18 protein-coding genes are annotated in these 18,647 nt (G+C 37.9%); 8 read left to right on the top strand and 10 right to left on the bottom strand.

Features of this window, described 5'->3' with window-relative positions:
- Nucleotides 1–9: 9 nt before the first annotated feature.
- Complete coding sequence (locus C9J35_RS01935) at nucleotides 10–207, bottom strand: YkzI domain-containing protein (protein WP_107923202.1); 198 nt, start codon at nucleotides 205–207, stop codon at nucleotides 10–12.
- A gap of 122 nt (nucleotides 208–329) precedes the next feature.
- Between C9J35_RS01935 and C9J35_RS01940 the strand changes: the two genes are divergently transcribed.
- Nucleotides 330–956 carry a YktB family protein gene (locus C9J35_RS01940; RefSeq protein WP_107923203.1) on the top strand — a complete coding sequence of 209 codons (627 nt, stop codon included), beginning with the start codon at nucleotides 330–332 and terminating at the stop codon, nucleotides 954–956.
- Between the two features lie 455 nt (nucleotides 957–1,411).
- Here the strand turns inward: C9J35_RS01940 and C9J35_RS01945 are convergent, their stop codons facing one another.
- On the bottom strand, nucleotides 1,412–1,699 hold the full coding sequence (locus tag C9J35_RS01945; RefSeq protein ID WP_107923204.1) for a UPF0223 family protein: 288 nt from the start codon (nucleotides 1,697–1,699) through the stop codon (nucleotides 1,412–1,414).
- A 21-nt stretch (nucleotides 1,700–1,720) separates the two neighbouring features.
- Nucleotides 1,721–2,680 (bottom strand): NAD(P)H-dependent flavin oxidoreductase, encoded by a 960-nt coding sequence (locus tag C9J35_RS01950; RefSeq protein ID WP_054767090.1) that lies wholly within the window; start codon nucleotides 2,678–2,680, stop codon nucleotides 1,721–1,723.
- Between the two features lie 145 nt (nucleotides 2,681–2,825).
- Here C9J35_RS01950 and C9J35_RS01955 point away from each other — a divergent pair, with 145 nt between their 5' ends.
- Nucleotides 2,826–4,295: an aminotransferase class I/II-fold pyridoxal phosphate-dependent enzyme gene (locus C9J35_RS01955; RefSeq protein WP_054767089.1), complete on the top strand. Its 1,470-nt coding sequence runs from the start codon at nucleotides 2,826–2,828 to the stop codon at nucleotides 4,293–4,295.
- A 600-nt stretch (nucleotides 4,296–4,895) separates the two neighbouring features.
- A complete protein-coding gene (locus C9J35_RS01960; protein ID WP_107923205.1) occupies nucleotides 4,896–5,492 on the top strand; it encodes a class I SAM-dependent methyltransferase in 597 nt (198 codons plus the stop codon).
- A gap of 40 nt (nucleotides 5,493–5,532) precedes the next feature.
- Here C9J35_RS01960 and C9J35_RS01965 read toward each other — a convergent pair whose 3' ends face one another.
- Together C9J35_RS01965 and C9J35_RS01970 are read right to left on the bottom strand one after the other, a co-directional pair.
- Nucleotides 5,533–6,210: an LrgB family protein gene (locus C9J35_RS01965; RefSeq protein ID WP_054767088.1), complete on the bottom strand. Its 678-nt coding sequence runs from the start codon at nucleotides 6,208–6,210 to the stop codon at nucleotides 5,533–5,535.
- Nucleotides 6,203–6,640 carry a CidA/LrgA family protein gene (locus C9J35_RS01970; RefSeq protein WP_235616169.1) on the bottom strand — a complete coding sequence of 146 codons (438 nt, stop codon included), beginning with the start codon at nucleotides 6,638–6,640 and terminating at the stop codon, nucleotides 6,203–6,205. The genes C9J35_RS01965 and C9J35_RS01970 overlap by 8 nt, the downstream gene beginning before the upstream one ends.
- A 380-nt stretch (nucleotides 6,641–7,020) precedes the next feature.
- Between C9J35_RS01970 and C9J35_RS01975 the strand changes: the two genes are divergently transcribed.
- The 5 genes from C9J35_RS01975 to C9J35_RS01995 all read left to right on the top strand — a co-directional run bounded on the left by C9J35_RS01975 (nucleotide 7,021) and on the right by C9J35_RS01995 (nucleotide 12,479).
- On the top strand, nucleotides 7,021–8,556 hold the full coding sequence (locus C9J35_RS01975; protein WP_107923206.1) for an ATP-binding protein: 1,536 nt from the start codon (nucleotides 7,021–7,023) through the stop codon (nucleotides 8,554–8,556).
- Between the two features lie 3 nt (nucleotides 8,557–8,559).
- Nucleotides 8,560–9,273 carry a response regulator gene (locus C9J35_RS01980; protein ID WP_107923207.1) on the top strand — a complete coding sequence of 238 codons (714 nt, stop codon included), beginning with the start codon at nucleotides 8,560–8,562 and terminating at the stop codon, nucleotides 9,271–9,273.
- A 100-nt stretch (nucleotides 9,274–9,373) separates the two neighbouring features.
- Nucleotides 9,374–10,402 carry a tripartite tricarboxylate transporter substrate binding protein gene (locus C9J35_RS01985; protein WP_107923208.1) on the top strand — a complete coding sequence of 343 codons (1,029 nt, stop codon included), beginning with the start codon at nucleotides 9,374–9,376 and terminating at the stop codon, nucleotides 10,400–10,402.
- Between the two features lie 56 nt (nucleotides 10,403–10,458).
- On the top strand, nucleotides 10,459–10,935 hold the full coding sequence (locus C9J35_RS01990; RefSeq protein ID WP_107923209.1) for a tripartite tricarboxylate transporter TctB family protein: 477 nt from the start codon (nucleotides 10,459–10,461) through the stop codon (nucleotides 10,933–10,935).
- A 17-nt stretch (nucleotides 10,936–10,952) separates the two neighbouring features.
- The gene (locus tag C9J35_RS01995; protein WP_107923210.1) at nucleotides 10,953–12,479 is read left to right on the top strand and encodes a tripartite tricarboxylate transporter permease; all 1,527 of its coding nucleotides are present in this window, start codon (nucleotides 10,953–10,955) and stop codon (nucleotides 12,477–12,479) included.
- A 42-nt stretch (nucleotides 12,480–12,521) separates the two neighbouring features.
- On the opposite strand, the gene C9J35_RS02000 is transcribed toward C9J35_RS01995, so the two are convergent.
- From C9J35_RS02000 to pdhA, 5 genes are all read right to left on the bottom strand, one after another.
- Nucleotides 12,522–13,304: an SDR family NAD(P)-dependent oxidoreductase gene (locus C9J35_RS02000; RefSeq protein ID WP_054767087.1), complete on the bottom strand. Its 783-nt coding sequence runs from the start codon at nucleotides 13,302–13,304 to the stop codon at nucleotides 12,522–12,524.
- A 125-nt stretch (nucleotides 13,305–13,429) separates the two neighbouring features.
- Entirely contained in the window at nucleotides 13,430–14,845 is a 1,416-nt protein-coding gene (gene lpdA, locus C9J35_RS02005) for a dihydrolipoyl dehydrogenase (protein ID WP_107923211.1), read from the bottom strand.
- Nucleotides 14,846–14,850: 5 nt separating this feature from the next.
- Nucleotides 14,851–16,197: a dihydrolipoamide acetyltransferase family protein gene (locus C9J35_RS02010; RefSeq protein ID WP_107923212.1), complete on the bottom strand. Its 1,347-nt coding sequence runs from the start codon at nucleotides 16,195–16,197 to the stop codon at nucleotides 14,851–14,853.
- 47 nt (nucleotides 16,198–16,244) lie between these two features.
- Nucleotides 16,245–17,222, bottom strand: coding sequence for an alpha-ketoacid dehydrogenase subunit beta (locus C9J35_RS02015; protein ID WP_010858261.1), 978 nt, complete (start codon nucleotides 17,220–17,222; stop codon nucleotides 16,245–16,247).
- Nucleotides 17,223–17,225: 3 nt separating this feature from the next.
- The gene (gene pdhA, locus C9J35_RS02020; protein ID WP_107923213.1) at nucleotides 17,226–18,341 is read right to left on the bottom strand and encodes a pyruvate dehydrogenase (acetyl-transferring) E1 component subunit alpha; all 1,116 of its coding nucleotides are present in this window, start codon (nucleotides 18,339–18,341) and stop codon (nucleotides 17,226–17,228) included.
- Between the last annotated feature and the right edge of the window lie 306 nt (nucleotides 18,342–18,647).

Here is an 18,647-nt window from a genome sequence, read left to right on the forward strand (position 1 = left end):
AATTTTTTTTTACGCATAGGCGTGCAAACTTTCAAGCTCCATCTGGATTTCTGCCAGACGTTTTTTACTTTTTTCAATCTCAAGCTCATTTTTTTCATTCATAGCAGAGAATAAGGAAGCTAATTCATAATCTAATTCTAATTGCAAAATGTGTTCATATTGCTTTTCAATGTCAACTTTTCGTATAATTTTTACGATCTGTTTCATAAAAATCACGTCCTTTTTTTATTTTGTTACAAAACCTTATCAGATTTCGTTAAAGTACTTGTTATAAGATTTTCCCATTTTCTTATTAAAATAAACCTTATAATCGAGAGGAGTTTTCAAAAATGCCGAAACTAAAATGGACTAACAAAGATTTCAATGTTTTTCAAATAAATGGTTTAGAACAAAGAATGGATGCTTTAAATTCCAATGTACGGCCTAAATTTAATAAATTAGGAGAAGATTTTTCCGCTTTCTTTTCTAGCCAATTGGGAGAGGAGTTTTTCTCTCATGTTGCGAAACATGCTCGACGAACAGTCAATCCACCAAAAGATAGTTGGGTTGCCTTTGCTCCATACAAAAGAGGTTATAAAGCATTGCCTCACTTTCAGATTGGTCTTTGGAGCTCACATTTATTCATCGTATTAGCCATTATTTATGAAGCACCACAAAAAAACGTGATGGCGGAACGACTACTTGCAAAAAAATCATTGTTACAACAGCTTCCAGATGATTTCATTGTTTCTGGTGATCATATGTCGCCATTGGCTTTTCCGATGCAAGAAGCTAAAGAAGAGAAGCTAGAGGAGTTACTTATTCGACTGCGCGATGTAAAAAAAGGCGAGTTTTTAGTCGGGCGCCATATTTCACGCGATGAAGCTATAAAAGTATCTTCCAGTGAATTCCACAAATTAGCTGAAGAAACTTTCAACAGTTTACTGCCGGTCTATAACATCATTTTAGGAAAATAAAAAGTTTAAGCTTTAGAAAACAGAAATAATAATCCGATTAGTCTAACAAAAAAAACACCATCATCTTAAATGATGGTAACAGCTATGCCACGGCCACAAACTTAGCAAGGTTGTATTATTACTTACTCCATTCGGTATTGCTAAAAGGGCGAAGCTCAAAGTTTTAAAGGTACTTGTTGAAAGTTACATGACTTGCAAGAGGATGGAACATAACATCTACAGAGGGTGTAGCATGAGAACTTACGTGACATTATTATTTTGCGATGATGTCCATGAGACAAGCTTTCTAATGTCGATATTGATGTATTTTATGCAAAAACTTGATATTTAACACGGGATTTTTGTGAAGGCATAGCAAATAAGTCCTTGAAAGCCAAATGCCACAATAATAGCTAAATGAACTGCAAGACAAAAAAGTGTGGACGTGAGTATTTCTCACATCCACACTTCTTTTTTTAACGTCGTTGCTTCGGTAAAACCTTTATGATTGTGCCATCTGCAGTTTCTTTTGTTTGCTTCACTACTGGATAACTCACATAGCCACTAGCATCTTCAAACTCACGAAAAATTGTTTTTTCCTCGGCCTGTGACGGTACAATCTCTTTAAAGCGACGATATTTCGCCATCATCACTTCGCGTTTAATGCCCTTTTCATAGGCCTGCTCGATGCCTTCAAAAAACTTAATAACATCAACTATTTCTTCAGTCGACCAATCAATTGAAAACGGATAAGAATATTCCATTTGGACATTACCACCTTTACATTACTGTCCCCATTTTACCCGTATACTTCCCGCTTCTGCAACCATTCTTGTTATAAGCCCTTCCACTGTTGGAATATCGTGAATCATTCCCGTAACTTGGCCTGCCCAACCAATACCATCGTTCTTGTCACCATCGTATATAAAACGTTTATTCGCTTTACCACTTATATAATCTTTTAATGCTTCATACGTAGGAGTTGTTCGTTCAATTTCTAAAATTTTCTCTGTAAATTCGCTACGAAGCGCTCGGGCCGGTGCACCAATGGAGCGTTTAATAACAGTTGTATCGGCTTCAGAGCTTGCGACCAGTGCCTCTTTATAAGCTTCTGAAGCATCAATACATTCTTGTGTAGCAATAAAACGTGTACCCATTTCTATTCCCTCGGCACCAAGTGCATGTGCGGCCATCCAGCCACGTCCATCACCAATACCACCAGAAGCAATGACAGGAATTTTTACGCTATCTACCACTTGGGGTACGAGTACCATTGTACCGATATCATCACGTCCAAGATGACCACCACCCTCTTGTCCTACTACCATGACTGCATCTGCGCCAAGCTCTTCAGCTTTTTGAGCTTGTCTACGTGCGGCAACGAGCACTAATTTCTTGATATCTGTCCCTGCAAGTAAATCAAATATTGGTGCCGGATTACCTCCTGTCATTGTCACAACAGGTACTTTTTCTTCGACTGCGACGCGCACCATATCCTCATAGCCCGTACCATACATTCCAATTGCAAAATTGACACCAAATGGCTTATCAGTTAAAGTTCGGACCTTATGAATTTCTGCGCGTAATAAATCAGCATCACGCAAGCTCATGGCAGTTATTTGTCCAAGCCCTCCAGCATTCGACACTGCCGCAGCTAAGTCAGCATATGCTAAATAAGCTAATCCCCCCTGAATAATCGGATATTGAACTTGCAAAAGTTCTGTGACACGTGTATTCCAATTCATCAAATCTCCCCTTTCATACGATACTATCTTCTCGTCATCCTCAAAAAATCCCTTTAATTTTTAATTAAAGTCTATTTTTTCATGTCGTTAGGTGCTATAATTCATTTGTTTTCTTAGATATTATAAAAGTGAGGTGGTACCTGCGTTGTCACAATTAGAGACTCCATTGTTCGACGTATTACTGAAACATCGGAACAGACATCCAATTCAGTTCCATATTCCAGGCCATAAGAAAGGGCACGGTATGGATCCTGCGTTCCGAGAATTCGTCGGCGACAACGTTTTATCAATTGATTTAATTAATATTGCTCCACTAGACGATTTACATTCACCAAAGGGTGCGATCAAAGAAGCGCAGGCACTTGCTGCAGAAGCCTTTGGTGCTGATCATACATTCTTTTCCGTTCAAGGTACTAGTGGCGCCATTATGACGATGATTCTGACCGTCGTCGGTCCAGGTGATAAAATTCTAGTACCACGGAATGTTCATAAATCCATTATGTCAGCGATCGTTTTCGCTGGTGCTATTCCAATTTTTATTCATCCTGAGGTGGATAGCGAATATGGTATTTCTCATGGTATTTCAGCAGAAGCTGTAGAAAAAGCATTAAATGCTTACCCGGATGCAAAGGCTGTTCTTGTTATTAACCCAACATACTACGGATTTTCAGCAGATTTAAAACGTATTGTGGAAATTGTCCATAGTCGTAATATTCCAGTTGTTGTTGATGAGGCACATGGTGTCCATATTAAATTTCACGATGAGCTACCTTATTCTGCTATGGAAGCTGGCGCCGATATGGCTGCAACAAGTGTGCATAAGCTAGGTGGCTCCATGACTCAAACATCGATTTTAAATGTGCGTGAAGGGCTTGTCTCTGCAAAGCGTGTACAAGCTGTATTCTCGATGCTAACAACTACTTCAACTTCCTATCCATTACTTGCATCTCTCGACACAGCACGTCGTCAGCTTGCAATTCATGGCTATGATTTAATAGGTGATGCACTTCGTTTAGCAAAAGATGCGCGTAAACGTATTAATCAAATTCCGCATTTAAAATGTGCAGGAAAAGAAAAGTTACACTCATCTGCAACATTTGATATGGATCCATTAAAACTGTTAATTAGTGTAAAAGATTTAGGTATATCCGGTCACCAAGCCGAAGAATGGCTTCGTTACAATGCGAATATTGAAGTAGAGTTATCGGACTTATACAATATTTTATGTCTTGTGACACTGGCTGATACGAAAAAGGAAATTAACCTCCTAATAAATGCATTAAGTCGTATGTCAAAAGCTTTTGATTCAGAAGCGGCTATTACCGAAGCAGTTGTAAATGTGCCAGAAATTCCTGCGCTTGCAATGTCACCTCGTGATGCATTTTATGCAGATACAGAAGTTGTACCACTTGCTGAAGCAGATAATTGTATATGTGCAGAATTCATAATGGTATATCCACCTGGTATTCCAATTTTTATTCCCGGGGAAATAATTACTGAGGAAAATATTCGTTACATTCAGATGAATGTTGAAGCTGGCTTACCTGTTCAAGGTCCAGAAGATTCAACCTTAAAAACAATTCGCGTTATTAAAGAACGTAGAGCTATTATATAAACGCAAATAAGCTGTCTCATTTGAGACAGCTTATTTTTATACTACAACAACTATTACTAATATTGTAAAAAAAGCATGCCCAACATAGGGGAAATAATCCAACAATTATTCTATAAATATCCGATTTATTTCTGATTAGCATTTTTCGGTCGATCGATAACCTCATTTTTTTTGGTATTCTTCTTCTCCTTGAATAAGTTTATCTACTGAAATCTCCTACAAATCTCTTAGTCTAATAAGGTTCTCCATGTCCGGATAACCTTTTCCTAATCCCCACTTAGCAACCGATTTTCTGGATATATTTAGTAATTATGCAATATCATTTGTGAATATTAATGTTGTTCTCTCATTCTTTTAAACGATTTTCTATGTACATTCCACTTACCCTCCATACTTTATGATTATGTATAAATCATAAAATTTTCAACCGTATTTCACTCGAAGTTATTATTTGTCATTTCGTAACTAATAGTTGCATACCTTAAAAATCTGTTACCTCTAAACTTTAAAGAAATTTTTCCACCTTATTGAATGAGCATTGAACAAAAAACTCGATTCCACTGGACACTTTATTTACAATAAGAATGAAGGAGTGATTAAATGAATTCATGGGACAAACGATTTCAAACAGTAGAATATGTTTATGGTGAACAACCAAATACCTTCATAAAAAATTATGCAGATTACCTGAAGAACTACACAAATATAGCTGCTTATGCAGAGGGCGAAGGTCGTAATGCCGTCTTTTTAGCGAGCGAAGGGCATACGGTAACTGCCTTTGATTACGCACAAAGTGGGCTACAGAAAACACAACAACTTGCGAAAAAATATGACGTTATTGTGGAAACTAAACTCACTGACTTGCTACAAGATGAATTACCGGTAGAATTCTTTGATGCAGCCATCATGGTCTTTGGCCATTTTCGGGTAGAACAGCAGTATGAAGTACTTAAACGCATCATCGATTCTGTGAAACCAGGCGGACTAATTATGATGGAATTATACTCTATCTACCAACTTCCCTACGCATCAGGCGGTCCAAAACAACTTGAATTTTTATACGACCCAATTGATGTACTCGCTTGGTGTCAATCGCATAAAATTTTGCACTTTTTTACAGGAGAACAAGTAAGAAATGAAGGTATTTTGCATACAGGGCTTGCTCATACCATCCAATTTATTATTGAAAAAAGTTAAAAAAGACTATATACAGATTTTCTTCTGTATATAGCCTTTTTCATAGAAGTAAATAGACAAAAAGCGGGCACAGAAATGCGCCGATAATCGCCGTTAAACCCATCGACAAGGAACCGACTGATAATTCCTGCTCCCCATAATCTTTTAATTTTACTAGTCCTACCCCGTGTGAGGCACTTCCTACTGAAACACCTCGACTAACAGCAGATTCAATTTTGCCATACTTAATAACGAATGGTCCGATAATGGCGCCTACAAACCCTGCTATCATTACAAACACAGCAGTTAGTGGTGGAATACCGCCTATCGTCTCACTAACTTGCATGCCAACAGGTGTTGTCAATGACTTAGGTATTGCCGTTAACATCCAACTTTCACTAACCCCAATCCATTTTAACAACATAAAAACTGTTACTAAACCTGTGACCATTGCAATGACAATCCCCGACAAAATCGAAATCTTGTACTTCATGATAATGTCACGCTGGTTGTAAAGCGGGTAAGCTAGTGCTACTACAGCAGGTCCTAACATTTTCTGAAGCCACTCCCCACCTGCCATATAAGTAGGATATGGAATATCGAAAAGCAGTAAAATGACTATACTGAGTAATGTTGTCGTTACTAATGGAATCATTAAAGGATATGGGAAACGCTGATAAAGTTTTGTCAATAAAAAGAATAAAGTAATTGTGCCCACTACGACAATTATTTCAGTCAACGGTTAATTCCCCCTCTCCTTCTTCTACAATCGCTTCTTTTTTAGCTGCCTCTTTTTTCTCAATAAGTTGGCTAAGCAACCCAGTAATATAAATAGAAACCAATGTACTAGCGATAATAGCTAAAATAATAAGCAAACCAGTCTTTGATAACAGCTCCGGATAGTCAATCACCCCTACTGTTGCCGGGATGAAAAACAATGTTAATATACCTATTAAAAAACTAGCGCCATCTTGAATGTATTCTACTTTAATAATTTTTAAATTGAGCGAAAGTGCTAATAGCAATAACCCAATTACACTCCCTGGAAGAGGCAGATGCAAGAAAGTCACAATTCCAACGCCCATATAATAAAAAATATTTAGTATCCCAATCTGGACAATAATTCGCACAACTCTCATTAACACAGTAGCAATTTTTTCATTCAACATTTACCACTTTTCACCCCCTCACGTTCATTCTACATGCGCGGGAATTTTCTGTCTATTATAATTTTAGAAAAACAATAGAAAAAAACCTACATCAAGTACAATATTTAAACAAACTATAATCTTCAAGCTAAATTTCACTTTTTCACTATTTTTCTATACGAAAAAATTAAATATCGTGCAATTCAGTGAAAATATGCATTGTCACTTCCTTTTTTGTAATTTTTTTAAACAACCATAGATTATCTAACATAATAGCTGTTAATATAGATTTACTATTTTCAATTTTCTTATTATTGATGGAAGTGGGATGATTTCTTATTATAAAGCCATTAAAATTACAAACACGATTTGCCTACTATAGTAGCTTTTTCATTTTAATCATTGTAGTCTTTGCCGGCTTACTATTTTATTTAACAATTTCTGATGCACTACAAACACAACTAGGCAAACGGGCCCTCTATTTGGCAGAAACAACTGCCAATCGTGGTGATGTTTTAGCTGCTTTTAAAACAGACAATCCAACTGAAGCACTGCAAAGAATCAGCACCAATATTATGATGACAACAGACGCTGCCTACGTAGTTATTGGCAACGAAAATGGCATTCGTTACACGCATCCGATTACTGAACGAATTGGCAAACCCATGGTTGGTGACGACAATGCGCGCGCATTATTAGATGGAGAATCCTATATATCCATTGCAAATGGCTCTATGGGTCAGTCTATTCGGGGGAAAGCACCTGTATTCGACACCGATGGGACGACGATTCTCGGAGTTGTTTCAATTGGTTATTTAACTAGTGAGCTAGACAATTTATATTTACAATATCTCGACAATATTTTTTATATTATGATGATTGCCTTATTCATTGGTATCCTTGGCTCCATTTTCTTATCTCGTAGCATCAAAAAACAAATTTTCAACCTTGAACCAAATGAAATAGCCAATCTTTTCACAGAAAAAAATGCATTAATTGAATCTGTACGAGAAGCAATTATAACTGTTAATCACAAAGGTGAAATTACAACTTTGAATAATGCTGCAGCTAAAATCTTACATTTATCTGACAAAGATTCCGTAATTGGAGAAAATATTGAACATCATGTTCCAAATACTCACTTACTGGAAGTTCTTACTTATGGGAAAAAACAACACGATAAACCAATGATTATTAATGGAAATGAAGTAATTGTGAATCGTGTACCCATAAAAATGAACGGGAAAATCGTTGGGGCTGTTGCTAGTTTTCGACTGCAATCAGAAATTGACCAACTGGCGATTGAATTATCTCAGGTTAAACAATATACCGAAGCATTACGTGCACAAACGCATGAGTTTAATAATATTCTCTATACTATCTCTGGACTAATTCAATTGAATGCCTCTGATGAAGCATTATCTATTATTCATAAGGAAGTACAAGGTCAATCCTCATTAACTCAGTTCATCACTAATCGTGTCAAAGATCCATTTTTAAATGGGCTTATTATTGGCTTCTTCAATCGGGCACGTGAATTGAAGGTCAAACTTATTTTCGATGAAGACAGTTATTTAGAAACTTTGCCAGATAACATCGAAAAAAGTCTCATTATCTCTATAATGGGGAATTTGTTAACAAATGCTTTTGAAGAAGTTGAGAAAAACAAGGATCGTCCGCCGATTGTTAGACTTTTTGTTTTTGATAATGGTGAAGAAATAATAATAGAGGTTGAAGATTCTGGTAATGGTCTAGCACAGGAAAAGCTAGAATTACTTTTTTCAGAAAATATTTCGACAAAAGATGCAAAATTCAGAGGTTATGGTTTACGAAAAGTTATTTCAAATATGCAAGAATTGAACGGCAAACTGGCGCTTGAAAAGGGAGATTTAAGTGGTGCATTATTCATTGCGTCTATTAGCAAAGGGGGAATGTAGGAGATGCAAAAAATTGAAGTATTGATTATAGAGGATGATGTACGAGTTGCAGACGTGCATCGTCGTTTTTTACAAAAAATTGAAGGGTTTCAGGTAATTGCCTGTGCCCATACCGGTGAAGAGGCGCTAGATTGGCTTCTGTCTTTTTCACCACAGCTGATTTTACTAGACGTGTACTTACCTGATGTTCTTGGCATTGATTTAATTGATAAAATCCAAGCAATTCGACCAAACACCAACATTATTTTAATTACAGCGGCAACTGAAGCACATATTGTGCAAGACGCCTATCGAAAAAATGTCACGGACTATATTTTAAAACCCTTTACTTTCGAGCAATTAAAAGAAAGTATTGAAAAATACCGCATGAAACACTTTATTCTACAAAATGATGAAAAATTCACACAAGAAAAAATTCAACAGCTCTGGCCAAAAACGCCAGCACATGAAAAAGTAGAATTATCATTATTACCAAAGGGTATCGATCCAACTACAATGAATCATGTAATCAATCATTTAAATACAATCGAAGACGGTACTACTGCTGAGGTACTAGGAAAAAATATTGGCGTCAGCCGTTCTACAGCTCGGCGTTATTTAGAGTATCTCGTTACACAAAAGCAAGCACATACTGAGCTGATTTATGGTTCTGTGGGACGTCCTGAGCGTAGATACTTCATTACCCATAAACTTTATGAACAAAATGAAACAAATTAACATTATTATCATAACATTGTGATTGTCTGAATTTACGGTAAATTTATGGTAGCGCTTGCAATTGCAGTGCTACCATTTTTCTTTACAAGGGGGATTTCTTATGTGGAAAACATTGACAAAATTTGCAGCAGCAACATTTTTATTAGCTGGTTTAGCAGGCTGTACATCAACAGATTCTTCTAGTGCTGGGGACACAGAAAAAACGACAGCAAGCAATTATCCAAAAAATAATATCACAATTGTTGCTCCTTCTGGTGCTGGAGGAGGCTGGGATTTAACAGCCCGTGCAATTTCTAAAACGATGAATGATACAAAACTTATTGAAAAGCCGATACAAGTTGAAAATAAACCTGGTGGCGGTGGCGCAGTATTTATGGCCACTTTTGCAACTAAAGAAGCTGATAATGACTATATGCTAATGGTCAAATCACCACCTATTTTGATTAATAATGAAAAAGCTGAAGGAAACAGTAAATTTGGTTATAAGGATACAACTCCATTAGCACAATTAACGCGTGATTATGGTGCAATTGTGGTTAAAAATGATTCCACTTACAAAACGCTAGATGATGTGTTAAATGACTTGAAAACGAATCCACAGGACGTAACACTAGCTGGAGGTTCTGCCCCAGGATCTATGGATCATCTGGTAGGTATTATTCCAGCATTTAAATCAGGAATTGATTTAAAAACAGTAAAATACGTGTCTTATGATGGAGGTGGTGAAGCAGTTGCCGCATTATTAGGCGGGAATGCCGATGTCATTGCGACAGATGCCTCAACTATAGCAACTTATGTTAAATCAGGGGATGTTCGTGTATTAGCGGTCAGTTCTTCAGAGCGCTTAGAAGGTGAATTAGCTGATGTGCCAACTTTTAAAGAAGCGGGTATTGATGAAGAATTTACAATTTGGCGCGGTATTTTTGGGCCCAAAAATATGTCTGACGATGCTGTAGCATACTGGTCTGAAAAATTACAAGCAATGGTAGAAACAGATGAATGGAAATCTGAAGTAGAACGCAATGGCTGGCAAAGTGAGTACCGCAATGCAGAGGAATTCACTAAATATTTAGATGAACAAAACAACACAGTTGTCGAACTATTAACAGCTTTAGAGATGCAAAAATAAAATATAAAGAAAAGCGACTTTATCAGTCGCTTTTCTTCATAGGAGGTGCGCAACAGTTGAGTCAAACTTTCGATAAAATCTCGAGTATTGTATTTTTTATCATTGGAATTTTATTTGTCGTACAAGCAACACAAATTTCAGATAGCGCATACGGTTCTACAGTAGGACCGAAAACATTTCCATTAGGCTTGGGAATAATTCTAGTGTTATTGAGTTTACGGCTCTTATACGAAACATGGAGACAAGCTGTGAAGGCAAGATTAGCAAAAGGTCCACAATCCCCTTCAAAAACATTTTCCATTGAAATAAAAAAATTTTTAATATTATTTATTAGCGCGATAGCCTATGTATTTTTCCTTGAAATAGTAGGATACGTGATAACAACTTTTATCTTTTTATTAATTGGCTTCCAAACGATGGAACGAGGAAAAGTACTATTTTCTGTCATTATTTCTGCTGCTTTCTCCATCGGCATTTATTATTTATTCTCAGTTATTCTAGGAGGCTCGTTACCTAGCTTTCCTACTTTTTAATGTAAAGGAGTGAACATATGTCAACATTGCAATTTTTAGCTGACGGCTTTGCAGTAGCTTTTCAATGGCAAAATTTGTTATTCGCTTTCGTCGGCGTTATAATTGGCACTGCAGTCGGGGTGCTTCCCGGAATAGGACCAATGAGTGGGGTTGCTCTGCTCATCCCAGTTACTGCTACACTTACCTCTGGACTCCCTACGGAAGCCGCTGCCGCAAGTTCTATCATTTTACTTGCAGGGGTATATTACGGCGCTATGTACGGTGGCTCCACAACTTCGATTCTGTTAAATACGCCTGGTGAATCTTCTTCTGTTGTGACAACACTCGATGGTTATCAAATGGCTAAACAAGGTCGTGCCGGTAGTGCTCTTTCTATCGCAGCGATTGGCTCGTTTTGTGCAGGCATCATTGCATTACTTGGCCTTGTCCTATTAGCAAAGCCATTATCAAGTGTTGCATTAAAATTTGGCCCTGCTGAATATTTTTCATTAATGTTGCTAGGACTAGCGGCAGTTAGTGGACTTGCAGGGCGTTCAATTACAAAAGCGTTAATCATGACTGTGCTTGGTCTAATGCTAGGTACTGTCGGCATTGATGCAGTATCAGGTATTGAACGTTTTACATTTGGTCAACCAATGTTATTCTCAGGCATTGAATTTTTGACAATAGCGGTTGGTTTATTTGCCCTAGGAGAAGTATTCAAAACAATCCTTGAAAAAAGTGATGATGACGGGCAAATTGCCAAAATTAATCGCATTTTACCAACTAAACAAGATTTAAAAGATAGTGCAGTGCCAATTGCACGTGGCTCATTTCTAGGGTTCTTCATCGGTGTCTTACCAGGTGCTGGTGCTACTCTTGCCTCGTTCTTTTCTTATATTACCGAGAAAAAATTTAGTAAAACGCCAGAAAAATTCGGCAAAGGTCATATTGCTGGCGTAGCAGGACCTGAATCAGCAAACAATGCAGCTTCAGGTGGTGCCATGATTCCACTTCTAACTTTAGGTATCCCGGGTTCTGGTACTACCGCCATTTTAATGGGAGCGCTCATTATGTACAATATTCAGCCAGGTCCGTTATTATTTGATGAGCACCCTGAGGTTGCATGGGGTTTAATTGCCAGTATGTTTATTGGTAACTTAATGTTATTAGTTTTAAATATGCCACTTGTTCGTATTTTTGCAAAAGTAATTGAAACGCCTAAAAAATATCTTTTGCCTATCATTATCGCTATATCTTTCTTCGGTGTTTACGCAGTTCAATATACAACATTCGATTTATATTTATTACTCGCTTGCGGTCTACTTGGCTATCTCTTTGCTAAAAATGATTACCCAGTAGCACCTCTAGTACTTGCTCTTGTCTTGGGACCTATGATTGAAAATAATATGCGTCGTGCTTTAACTATCTCTAATGGGGATTTTTCAATTTTCATGACAAAACCATTATCATTACTATTTTTAATAGTTGCCGTGTCTTGGTTACTAATACCACTATTTATGAAGATGCGTGGCAAAAATGTCATAATAAATGAAGAAGAATAAAAAAGAGTGGAGAGAACTTATTTCTCTTCACTCTTTATGTATCTATAATGCGTGTCCTGAACCACCATCGATATTAACGGACGTTCCTGTCACATAGCTTGCTGCATCTGATACTAAAAAAGTAATAACATTCGCTGCTTCCTGGGTGTCTCCAACACGGCCTAATGGAATGGATTGACCAACTTTCCGAGAATAATCTTCCCATGATAGTTCAGACGCTTCACTTTTCCAACGATTCTCAATTTGATCACTGCGAATTAATCCAATACAAACTGAGTTTACACGAATATTATCTTTTCCTAAGTCTTTGCTCATAGCCTTCGTTAAAGCAAGCCCTGCGGCACGACTTACAGTAGTCGGGAGCGAACTTGCTGGTGGCGTTTTTGCCATAACCGCTGTTACATTGACGATTGCTCCACCACCGACCTTACGCATATGTGGCACAGCATATTTCGAACAGTTAATGGCACCAAACACTTTTAAGTCTAAATCAGACTGCCATACTTCACCGCTAACCGCTTCAAAAGGATTGGCTGATGCTGTACCAGCATTGTTAATGACAATATCAATGCGTCCATAATGCTCCACTGTTCGCTCTATTAACCTCTTACAATCCTTTTCTTTCGTAATATCAGTAGGTATGAATAAAACATCTTCGCCCGTTTCGTTTTTAATACAACTCGCTGCTACTTGTAGCTGTTTTTCCCCTCGTGCACATAGTACAACTTTTGCACCTTCTTTGACTAGCTGCATCGCAGTATAATAACCGATGCCTTTACTTGAACCTGTTATAACTGCTACTTTGCCCTCTAAGTTTAATTCCATTTCTTCATCACCTCTATATTATTAGAATATTCATTCTACATATTTACTGTATCAAAATTACATGTAATATACAAAAAAACGACTATAAAGCGAATATGCTTTATAGTCGTTTCAACTGTTTCTAATTATTTTTTAGCTAAAATATGGATTGGGTTGCCTAGTAAAACTTCAGCAGTTTCCATTGTGATTTCACCTAATGTTGGGTGAGCATGAATAGTTAATGAGATATCTTCAGCAGTCATGCCGCCTTCAATTGCTAAGCCCATTTCAGCGATCATATCAGATGCACCAGCACCAACAATTTGAGCACCAATTAATAAGCCGTCTTCTTTACGAGCAACTAGCTTCACGAAACCTTCTGATTGATTTAATGCAAGAGCACGACCATTTGCTGCGAATGGGAATTTCGCTGCAGTATACTCGATACCTTCCTCTTTAGCTTGTTCTTCATTGTAACCAACAGTTGCCATTTCTGGATCTGTGAAGCATACAGCAGGAACAGCTAAATAATCAACGATTGATTTTTCACCAGCGATTGCTTCAGCCGCAATTTTACCTTCATAAGAAGCTTTATGTGCAAGCTGAGGACCTGCTACGATATCACCGATTGCATAGATGTTCGGAATATTTGTACGACATTGTTTGTCGACATTAATAAGACCACGTTCACCGAATTCAATACCGATTTCAGCAAGACCCATCTCATCTGTATTTGGACGACGACCAACAGTAACTAAAACGTAATCAGCTTCAACTTTTTTCTCTTCTCCGCCTACTTCGTATGTTACTACTACGCCGTTTTCTGTTTCTTCAACGCCTTTTGCAGATGCGTTTACTTCAATTTCAACGCCTTTCTTTTTAAGGCCTTTTTTCACGATTTGTGTCATTTGTTTCTCGAAGCCAGCTAAAATATCTTTGCCGCCTTCAATAATTGTAACTTGTGAGCCAAGGTTAGCAAAAGCAGAGCCTAGCTCTGTACCAATATAACCGCCACCAATAACGACTAATTTACCAGGTACTTCTTGTAAAGAAAGAGCGCCAGTGGAGTTTAGTACACGATCAGTGAATTTAAATGTTGGAATTTCAACTGGACGAGAACCTGTTGCTAAAATCACATTGTTAAATGTGTAAGTTTGAGCAGATTCACCATTGATGATACGCACTGAATGAGCGTCTACGAAATAAGCTTCACCTTTTACAATTTCAACTTTATTGCCTTTAAGTAAGCCTTCAACACCGCCAGTTAATTTTTTAACAACGCTGTCTTTAAATGCTTGTGCTTTTGAGAAGTCTAATTTCACGTCAGAAGCGACGATACCCATGTCATCTGAATGCTTAGCTTGTTCAAAACGGTGCCCTACTGAAATTAATGCTTTTGATGGGATACAACCAACGTTTAAGCACACACCACCAATTACATCTTTCTCAACGATTGTTACTTTTTGGCCAGTTTGTGCTGCACGAATTGCTGCTACATATCCTCCAGGACCTGAACCAATGACAAGAGTATCTGTTTCGATTGGGAAATCTCCTACTACCATTTTTGTTACGCCTCCATTAATAATAATTCTGGCTCACTTAACAAACGCTTTAAGTGATTTAAAGCATTTTGCGCAGTGGCTCCATCGATCATACGATGATCAAAGCTCAATGATAATGCTAACACAGGTGCAGCTACAATTTCACCATTTTTTATTACAGGTTTCTCTGAAATTCGACCAATACCTAGTATTGCGACTTCAGGATGATTAATAACAGGTGTGAACCATTGTCCTCCAGCTGAGCCAATGTTCGTGATAGACATTGATGCACCTTTCATTTCATGTTGAGCAAGCTTGCCATCACGAGCTTTTGTCGCTAGTTCATTAATTTCATTTGATACCGCAAATACTGATTTACGATCCGCATGTTTAATGACTGGTACAAGTAAGCCTTTTTCTGTATCTGCTGCAATACCAATATTGTAGTAATGCTTTTGAATAATTTCTTGTGTTGCATCATCTAATGAGCGGTTAAATTCAGGGAACTCGCGCAAAGTTGAAATAAGCGCTTTTACTACATATGGTAAGTACGTTAATTTCACACCTTTTTCAGCAGCGATATCTTTGAATTTTTTGCGATGAGCTACAAGTGCTGTCACATCGACTTCATCCATTAGTGTAACATGAGGAGCCGTTTGTTTCGAGTGTACCATCGCTTTTGCAATCGCTTTTCGAATACCAGACATTTTTTCACGTGTCTCAGGGAATTCACCTTCAAGAACCACTGGAGCTGTTGGCACTGATTGTTGTTGAGCATTTGCTTCATCTTGTGCCACTGGCGCTTCCTCAGCCTGTACTGCTCCACCACCATTTAAGAAATTCTCGATATCTTCTTTTAAAATACGACCATTTTTGCCTGTACCTGCAACTTCACGAATATTTACATCATTGTCTCGTGCAAATTTACGAACTGAAGGCATTGCAATAATACGCTTAGTACTATCAGCAGCTTCTTCTTTTACAGTCGTTTCTTCTTTTACTGGCGCTTCTTCCTTAGCAGGTGCTTTTGCAACATCTTGACCAGCCTCAGCAGTTGCCTGTACTTGTGCTTCTGTTTTAGCATCGGACTTCGCTTCTGCATGGTCGTCACCTTTTAATTTTAAATCTTCGTAGCCAGGAGCATCGAAACGAATTAATACATCGCCAACAACAGCTACTGTACCTTCTTTTACTAATACTTCCTCTACTTTACCTTCAACTGGTGACGGGATCTCTACGACCGCTTTATCATTTTGAACTTCACAAAGAATATCGTCTTCTTTCACTGTATCCCCAGCTTTAACGAACCATTTTACGATTTCTCCTTCGTGAATACCCTCGCCAATATCTGGTAATCTGAATTCAAATGCCATGTGTACCCATCCTTTCTCTTTGCTCTTCATCAAATTTGCAAGCTACATTAGAATGTTAAAACTTTTTTCGCTGTTTCCATTACATCTTTATAGTTCGGTAACCAAACACCTTCAGCTTGTGGGAATGGGTACACTGTATCTGGTGCTGCTACACGAAGTACAGGTGCTTCTAAACTTAAAATTGCACGCTCTGTAATTTCAGCTACAACATTCGCAGCAATACCTGCTTGTTTTTGTGCTTCTTGCACAACAATTGCACGACCTGTTTTTTCGACTGAAGCAATGATTGTTTCAATGTCGATTGGTTGAATAGTACGTAAATCAATAACTTCTACAGAGTGACCTTCTTTTTCAAGTTCTTCTGCTGCCTTTAAGCTTTCATGTACCATTAGACCATATGCAACGATTGTTAAATCTTTACCTTCACGTTTTACATCAGCTTTTCCTAGTGGAATTGTGTATGCTTCCTCGGGTACCTCTTCACGGAACGAACGATATAATTTTAAATGCTCTAAGAAAATAACTGGATTATCATTGCGAATAGAAGAAATCAGTAATCCTTTAGCATCGTATGGTGTGGATGGTACAACAACAGTTAATCCTGGTTGTGCTGTCATTAAGCTCTCTAAACTATCTGAGTGCATTTCTGGCGTATGTACGCCACCACCGAATGGTGAACGAATAGTTACAGGAGCATTGTATACACCACCACTACGGTAGCTCATACGCGCTAATTGACCGCTGATTGAATCCATAACTTCATAGACGAAGCCGAAAAATTGAATTTCAGGAACTGGTCGGAAACCTTCTAGAGAAAGACCAATCGCTAAGCCACCAATACCAGACTCTGCTAATGGTGTATCGAATACTCGATCAACACCAAATTCTTTTTGTAGGCCTTCAGTTGCGCGGAATACCCCACCGTTGACACCTACATCTTCTCCGAATACAAGAACGTTTTCATCGTTCTTTAATTCTGTGCGAAGTGCATCTGTAATTGCTTGAATCATCGTCATTTGTGCCATAGGTTATTTCGACTCCTTCTCTTTGTAGATTTCATACTGTTCTTTTAAATTCGATGGCATTTCGCCTTTATACATGTTTTCCATTAACTCTGTTACTTTTTGTTTTGGAGCAGCATCAGCCTTTTTGATAGCCTCTTTTATTTCCTCTTTTGCACGTTCAATGACCGCTTCCTCTTTTTTCTCATCCCAAAGCCCTTTAGCTTCTAGATATTTACGGAAACGTACAAGCGGGTCCTTTTGTGCCCATTCGCTATCTGTATCAGATGTACGGTAACGTGTTGGATCATCCCCAGCCATTGTATGTGGACCATAGCGATAACACATTGTTTCAATAAATGTTGGACCTTCGCCATTTACTGCGCGCTCACGTGCATCACGTGTTGCTACGTATACTGCAAGTGCATCCATACCGTCTACTAAAATACTTGGCACGCCAGCTGCTACACCTTTTTGTGCAATTGTTTTTGCTGCCGTTTGTAATTCACGAGGTGTAGAAATTGCATATTGGTTGTTTTGCACAATGAAAATTGCTGGAGATTTAAATGCGCCAGCGAAGTTAATGCCTTCATAGAAATCACCTTGTGATGAACCTCCATCACCTGTATATGTTACAGCCACAGCTTTTTTACCACGTTTTTTAAGACCAAGTGCCACCCCAGCAGCTTGAATGTATTGTGCACCAATAATGATTTGTGGTGCTAATACGTTTACACCTTCAGGAACCTGATTCCCTGCAAAGTGTCCACGAGAGAATAAAAATGCTTTCTCTAAAGGTAAACCATGCCATACAATTTGAGGTACATCACGGTAGCCTGGTAAAATCCAATCTTCTTGTTCTAACGCAAAGTGAGAAGCAAGTTGCGACGCTTCTTGACCAGCAGTCGGTGCGTAGAAGCCTAATCGACCTTGACGGTTAAGTGAAATAGAGCGTTGATCTAAAATACGTGTATATACCATACGCGTCATCAACTCTACTAACTCCTCGTCTGATAATTTTGGATCCGCCTCTTCATTAACAATTTCGCCTTCTTCATTCAGAATTTGGAACATTTCAAACTTATCTTCGATTTCAGTTAGCGTTTGTTTTGGATCAAAAATATTATTGTTTTTCTTACCCATTTGTCACATCTCCCTTTCAACTGTATTAAAATAAATCACTTTTTAACTAGTACAACTTATCCTTAGGACTCAGTATACTTAATAAAATATCGTCGGTCAATCATATATTACGGCTATAAACAAAGAATTTTCCTAACATAATGTCTTAAGCGAACTGTGCTATACTGTATCATTCACAATCAATCACTGTATTACAACAACTTATTTCAAGCGCACTGACATAACGTTTTCCTTCATAATTATCAATAGTAGAATACCCTAGTTCGTGACAATCTAATAGCAACAAAAAATAATTTTAAGTTTATG

Origin of the sequence: Lysinibacillus parviboronicapiens, assembly GCF_003049575.1 — a bacterium.
Classification (GTDB): domain Bacteria; phylum Bacillota; class Bacilli; order Bacillales_A; family Planococcaceae; genus Lysinibacillus; species Lysinibacillus parviboronicapiens.

Bases quoted from the DNA above. Each gene is read 5' to 3' on its own strand.
- C9J35_RS01935 (WP_107923202.1), bottom strand. From the start codon at position 207: ATGAAACAGATCGTAAAAATTATACGAAAAGTTGACATTGAAAAGCAA.
- C9J35_RS01940 (WP_107923203.1), top strand. From the start codon at position 330: ATGCCGAAACTAAAATGGACTAACAAAGATTTCAATGTTTTTCAAATA.
- C9J35_RS01945 (WP_107923204.1), bottom strand. From the start codon at position 1,699: ATGGAATATTCTTATCCGTTTTCAATTGATTGGTCGACTGAAGAAATA.
- C9J35_RS01950 (WP_054767090.1), bottom strand. From the start codon at position 2,680: ATGAATTGGAATACACGTGTCACAGAACTTTTGCAAGTTCAATATCCG.
- C9J35_RS01960 (WP_107923205.1), top strand. From the start codon at position 4,896: ATGAATTCATGGGACAAACGATTTCAAACAGTAGAATATGTTTATGGT.
- C9J35_RS01970 (WP_235616169.1), bottom strand. From the start codon at position 6,640: ATGTTGAATGAAAAAATTGCTACTGTGTTAATGAGAGTTGTGCGAATT.
- C9J35_RS01980 (WP_107923207.1), top strand. From the start codon at position 8,560: ATGCAAAAAATTGAAGTATTGATTATAGAGGATGATGTACGAGTTGCA.
- C9J35_RS01985 (WP_107923208.1), top strand. From the start codon at position 9,374: ATGTGGAAAACATTGACAAAATTTGCAGCAGCAACATTTTTATTAGCT.
- C9J35_RS01995 (WP_107923210.1), top strand. From the start codon at position 10,953: ATGTCAACATTGCAATTTTTAGCTGACGGCTTTGCAGTAGCTTTTCAA.
- C9J35_RS02000 (WP_054767087.1), bottom strand. From the start codon at position 13,304: ATGGAATTAAACTTAGAGGGCAAAGTAGCAGTTATAACAGGTTCAAGT.
- lpdA (WP_107923211.1), bottom strand. From the start codon at position 14,845: ATGGTAGTAGGAGATTTCCCAATCGAAACAGATACTCTTGTCATTGGT.
- C9J35_RS02010 (WP_107923212.1), bottom strand. From the start codon at position 16,197: ATGGCATTTGAATTCAGATTACCAGATATTGGCGAGGGTATTCACGAA.
- C9J35_RS02015 (WP_010858261.1), bottom strand. From the start codon at position 17,222: ATGGCACAAATGACGATGATTCAAGCAATTACAGATGCACTTCGCACA.
- pdhA (WP_107923213.1), bottom strand. From the start codon at position 18,341: ATGGGTAAGAAAAACAATAATATTTTTGATCCAAAACAAACGCTAACT.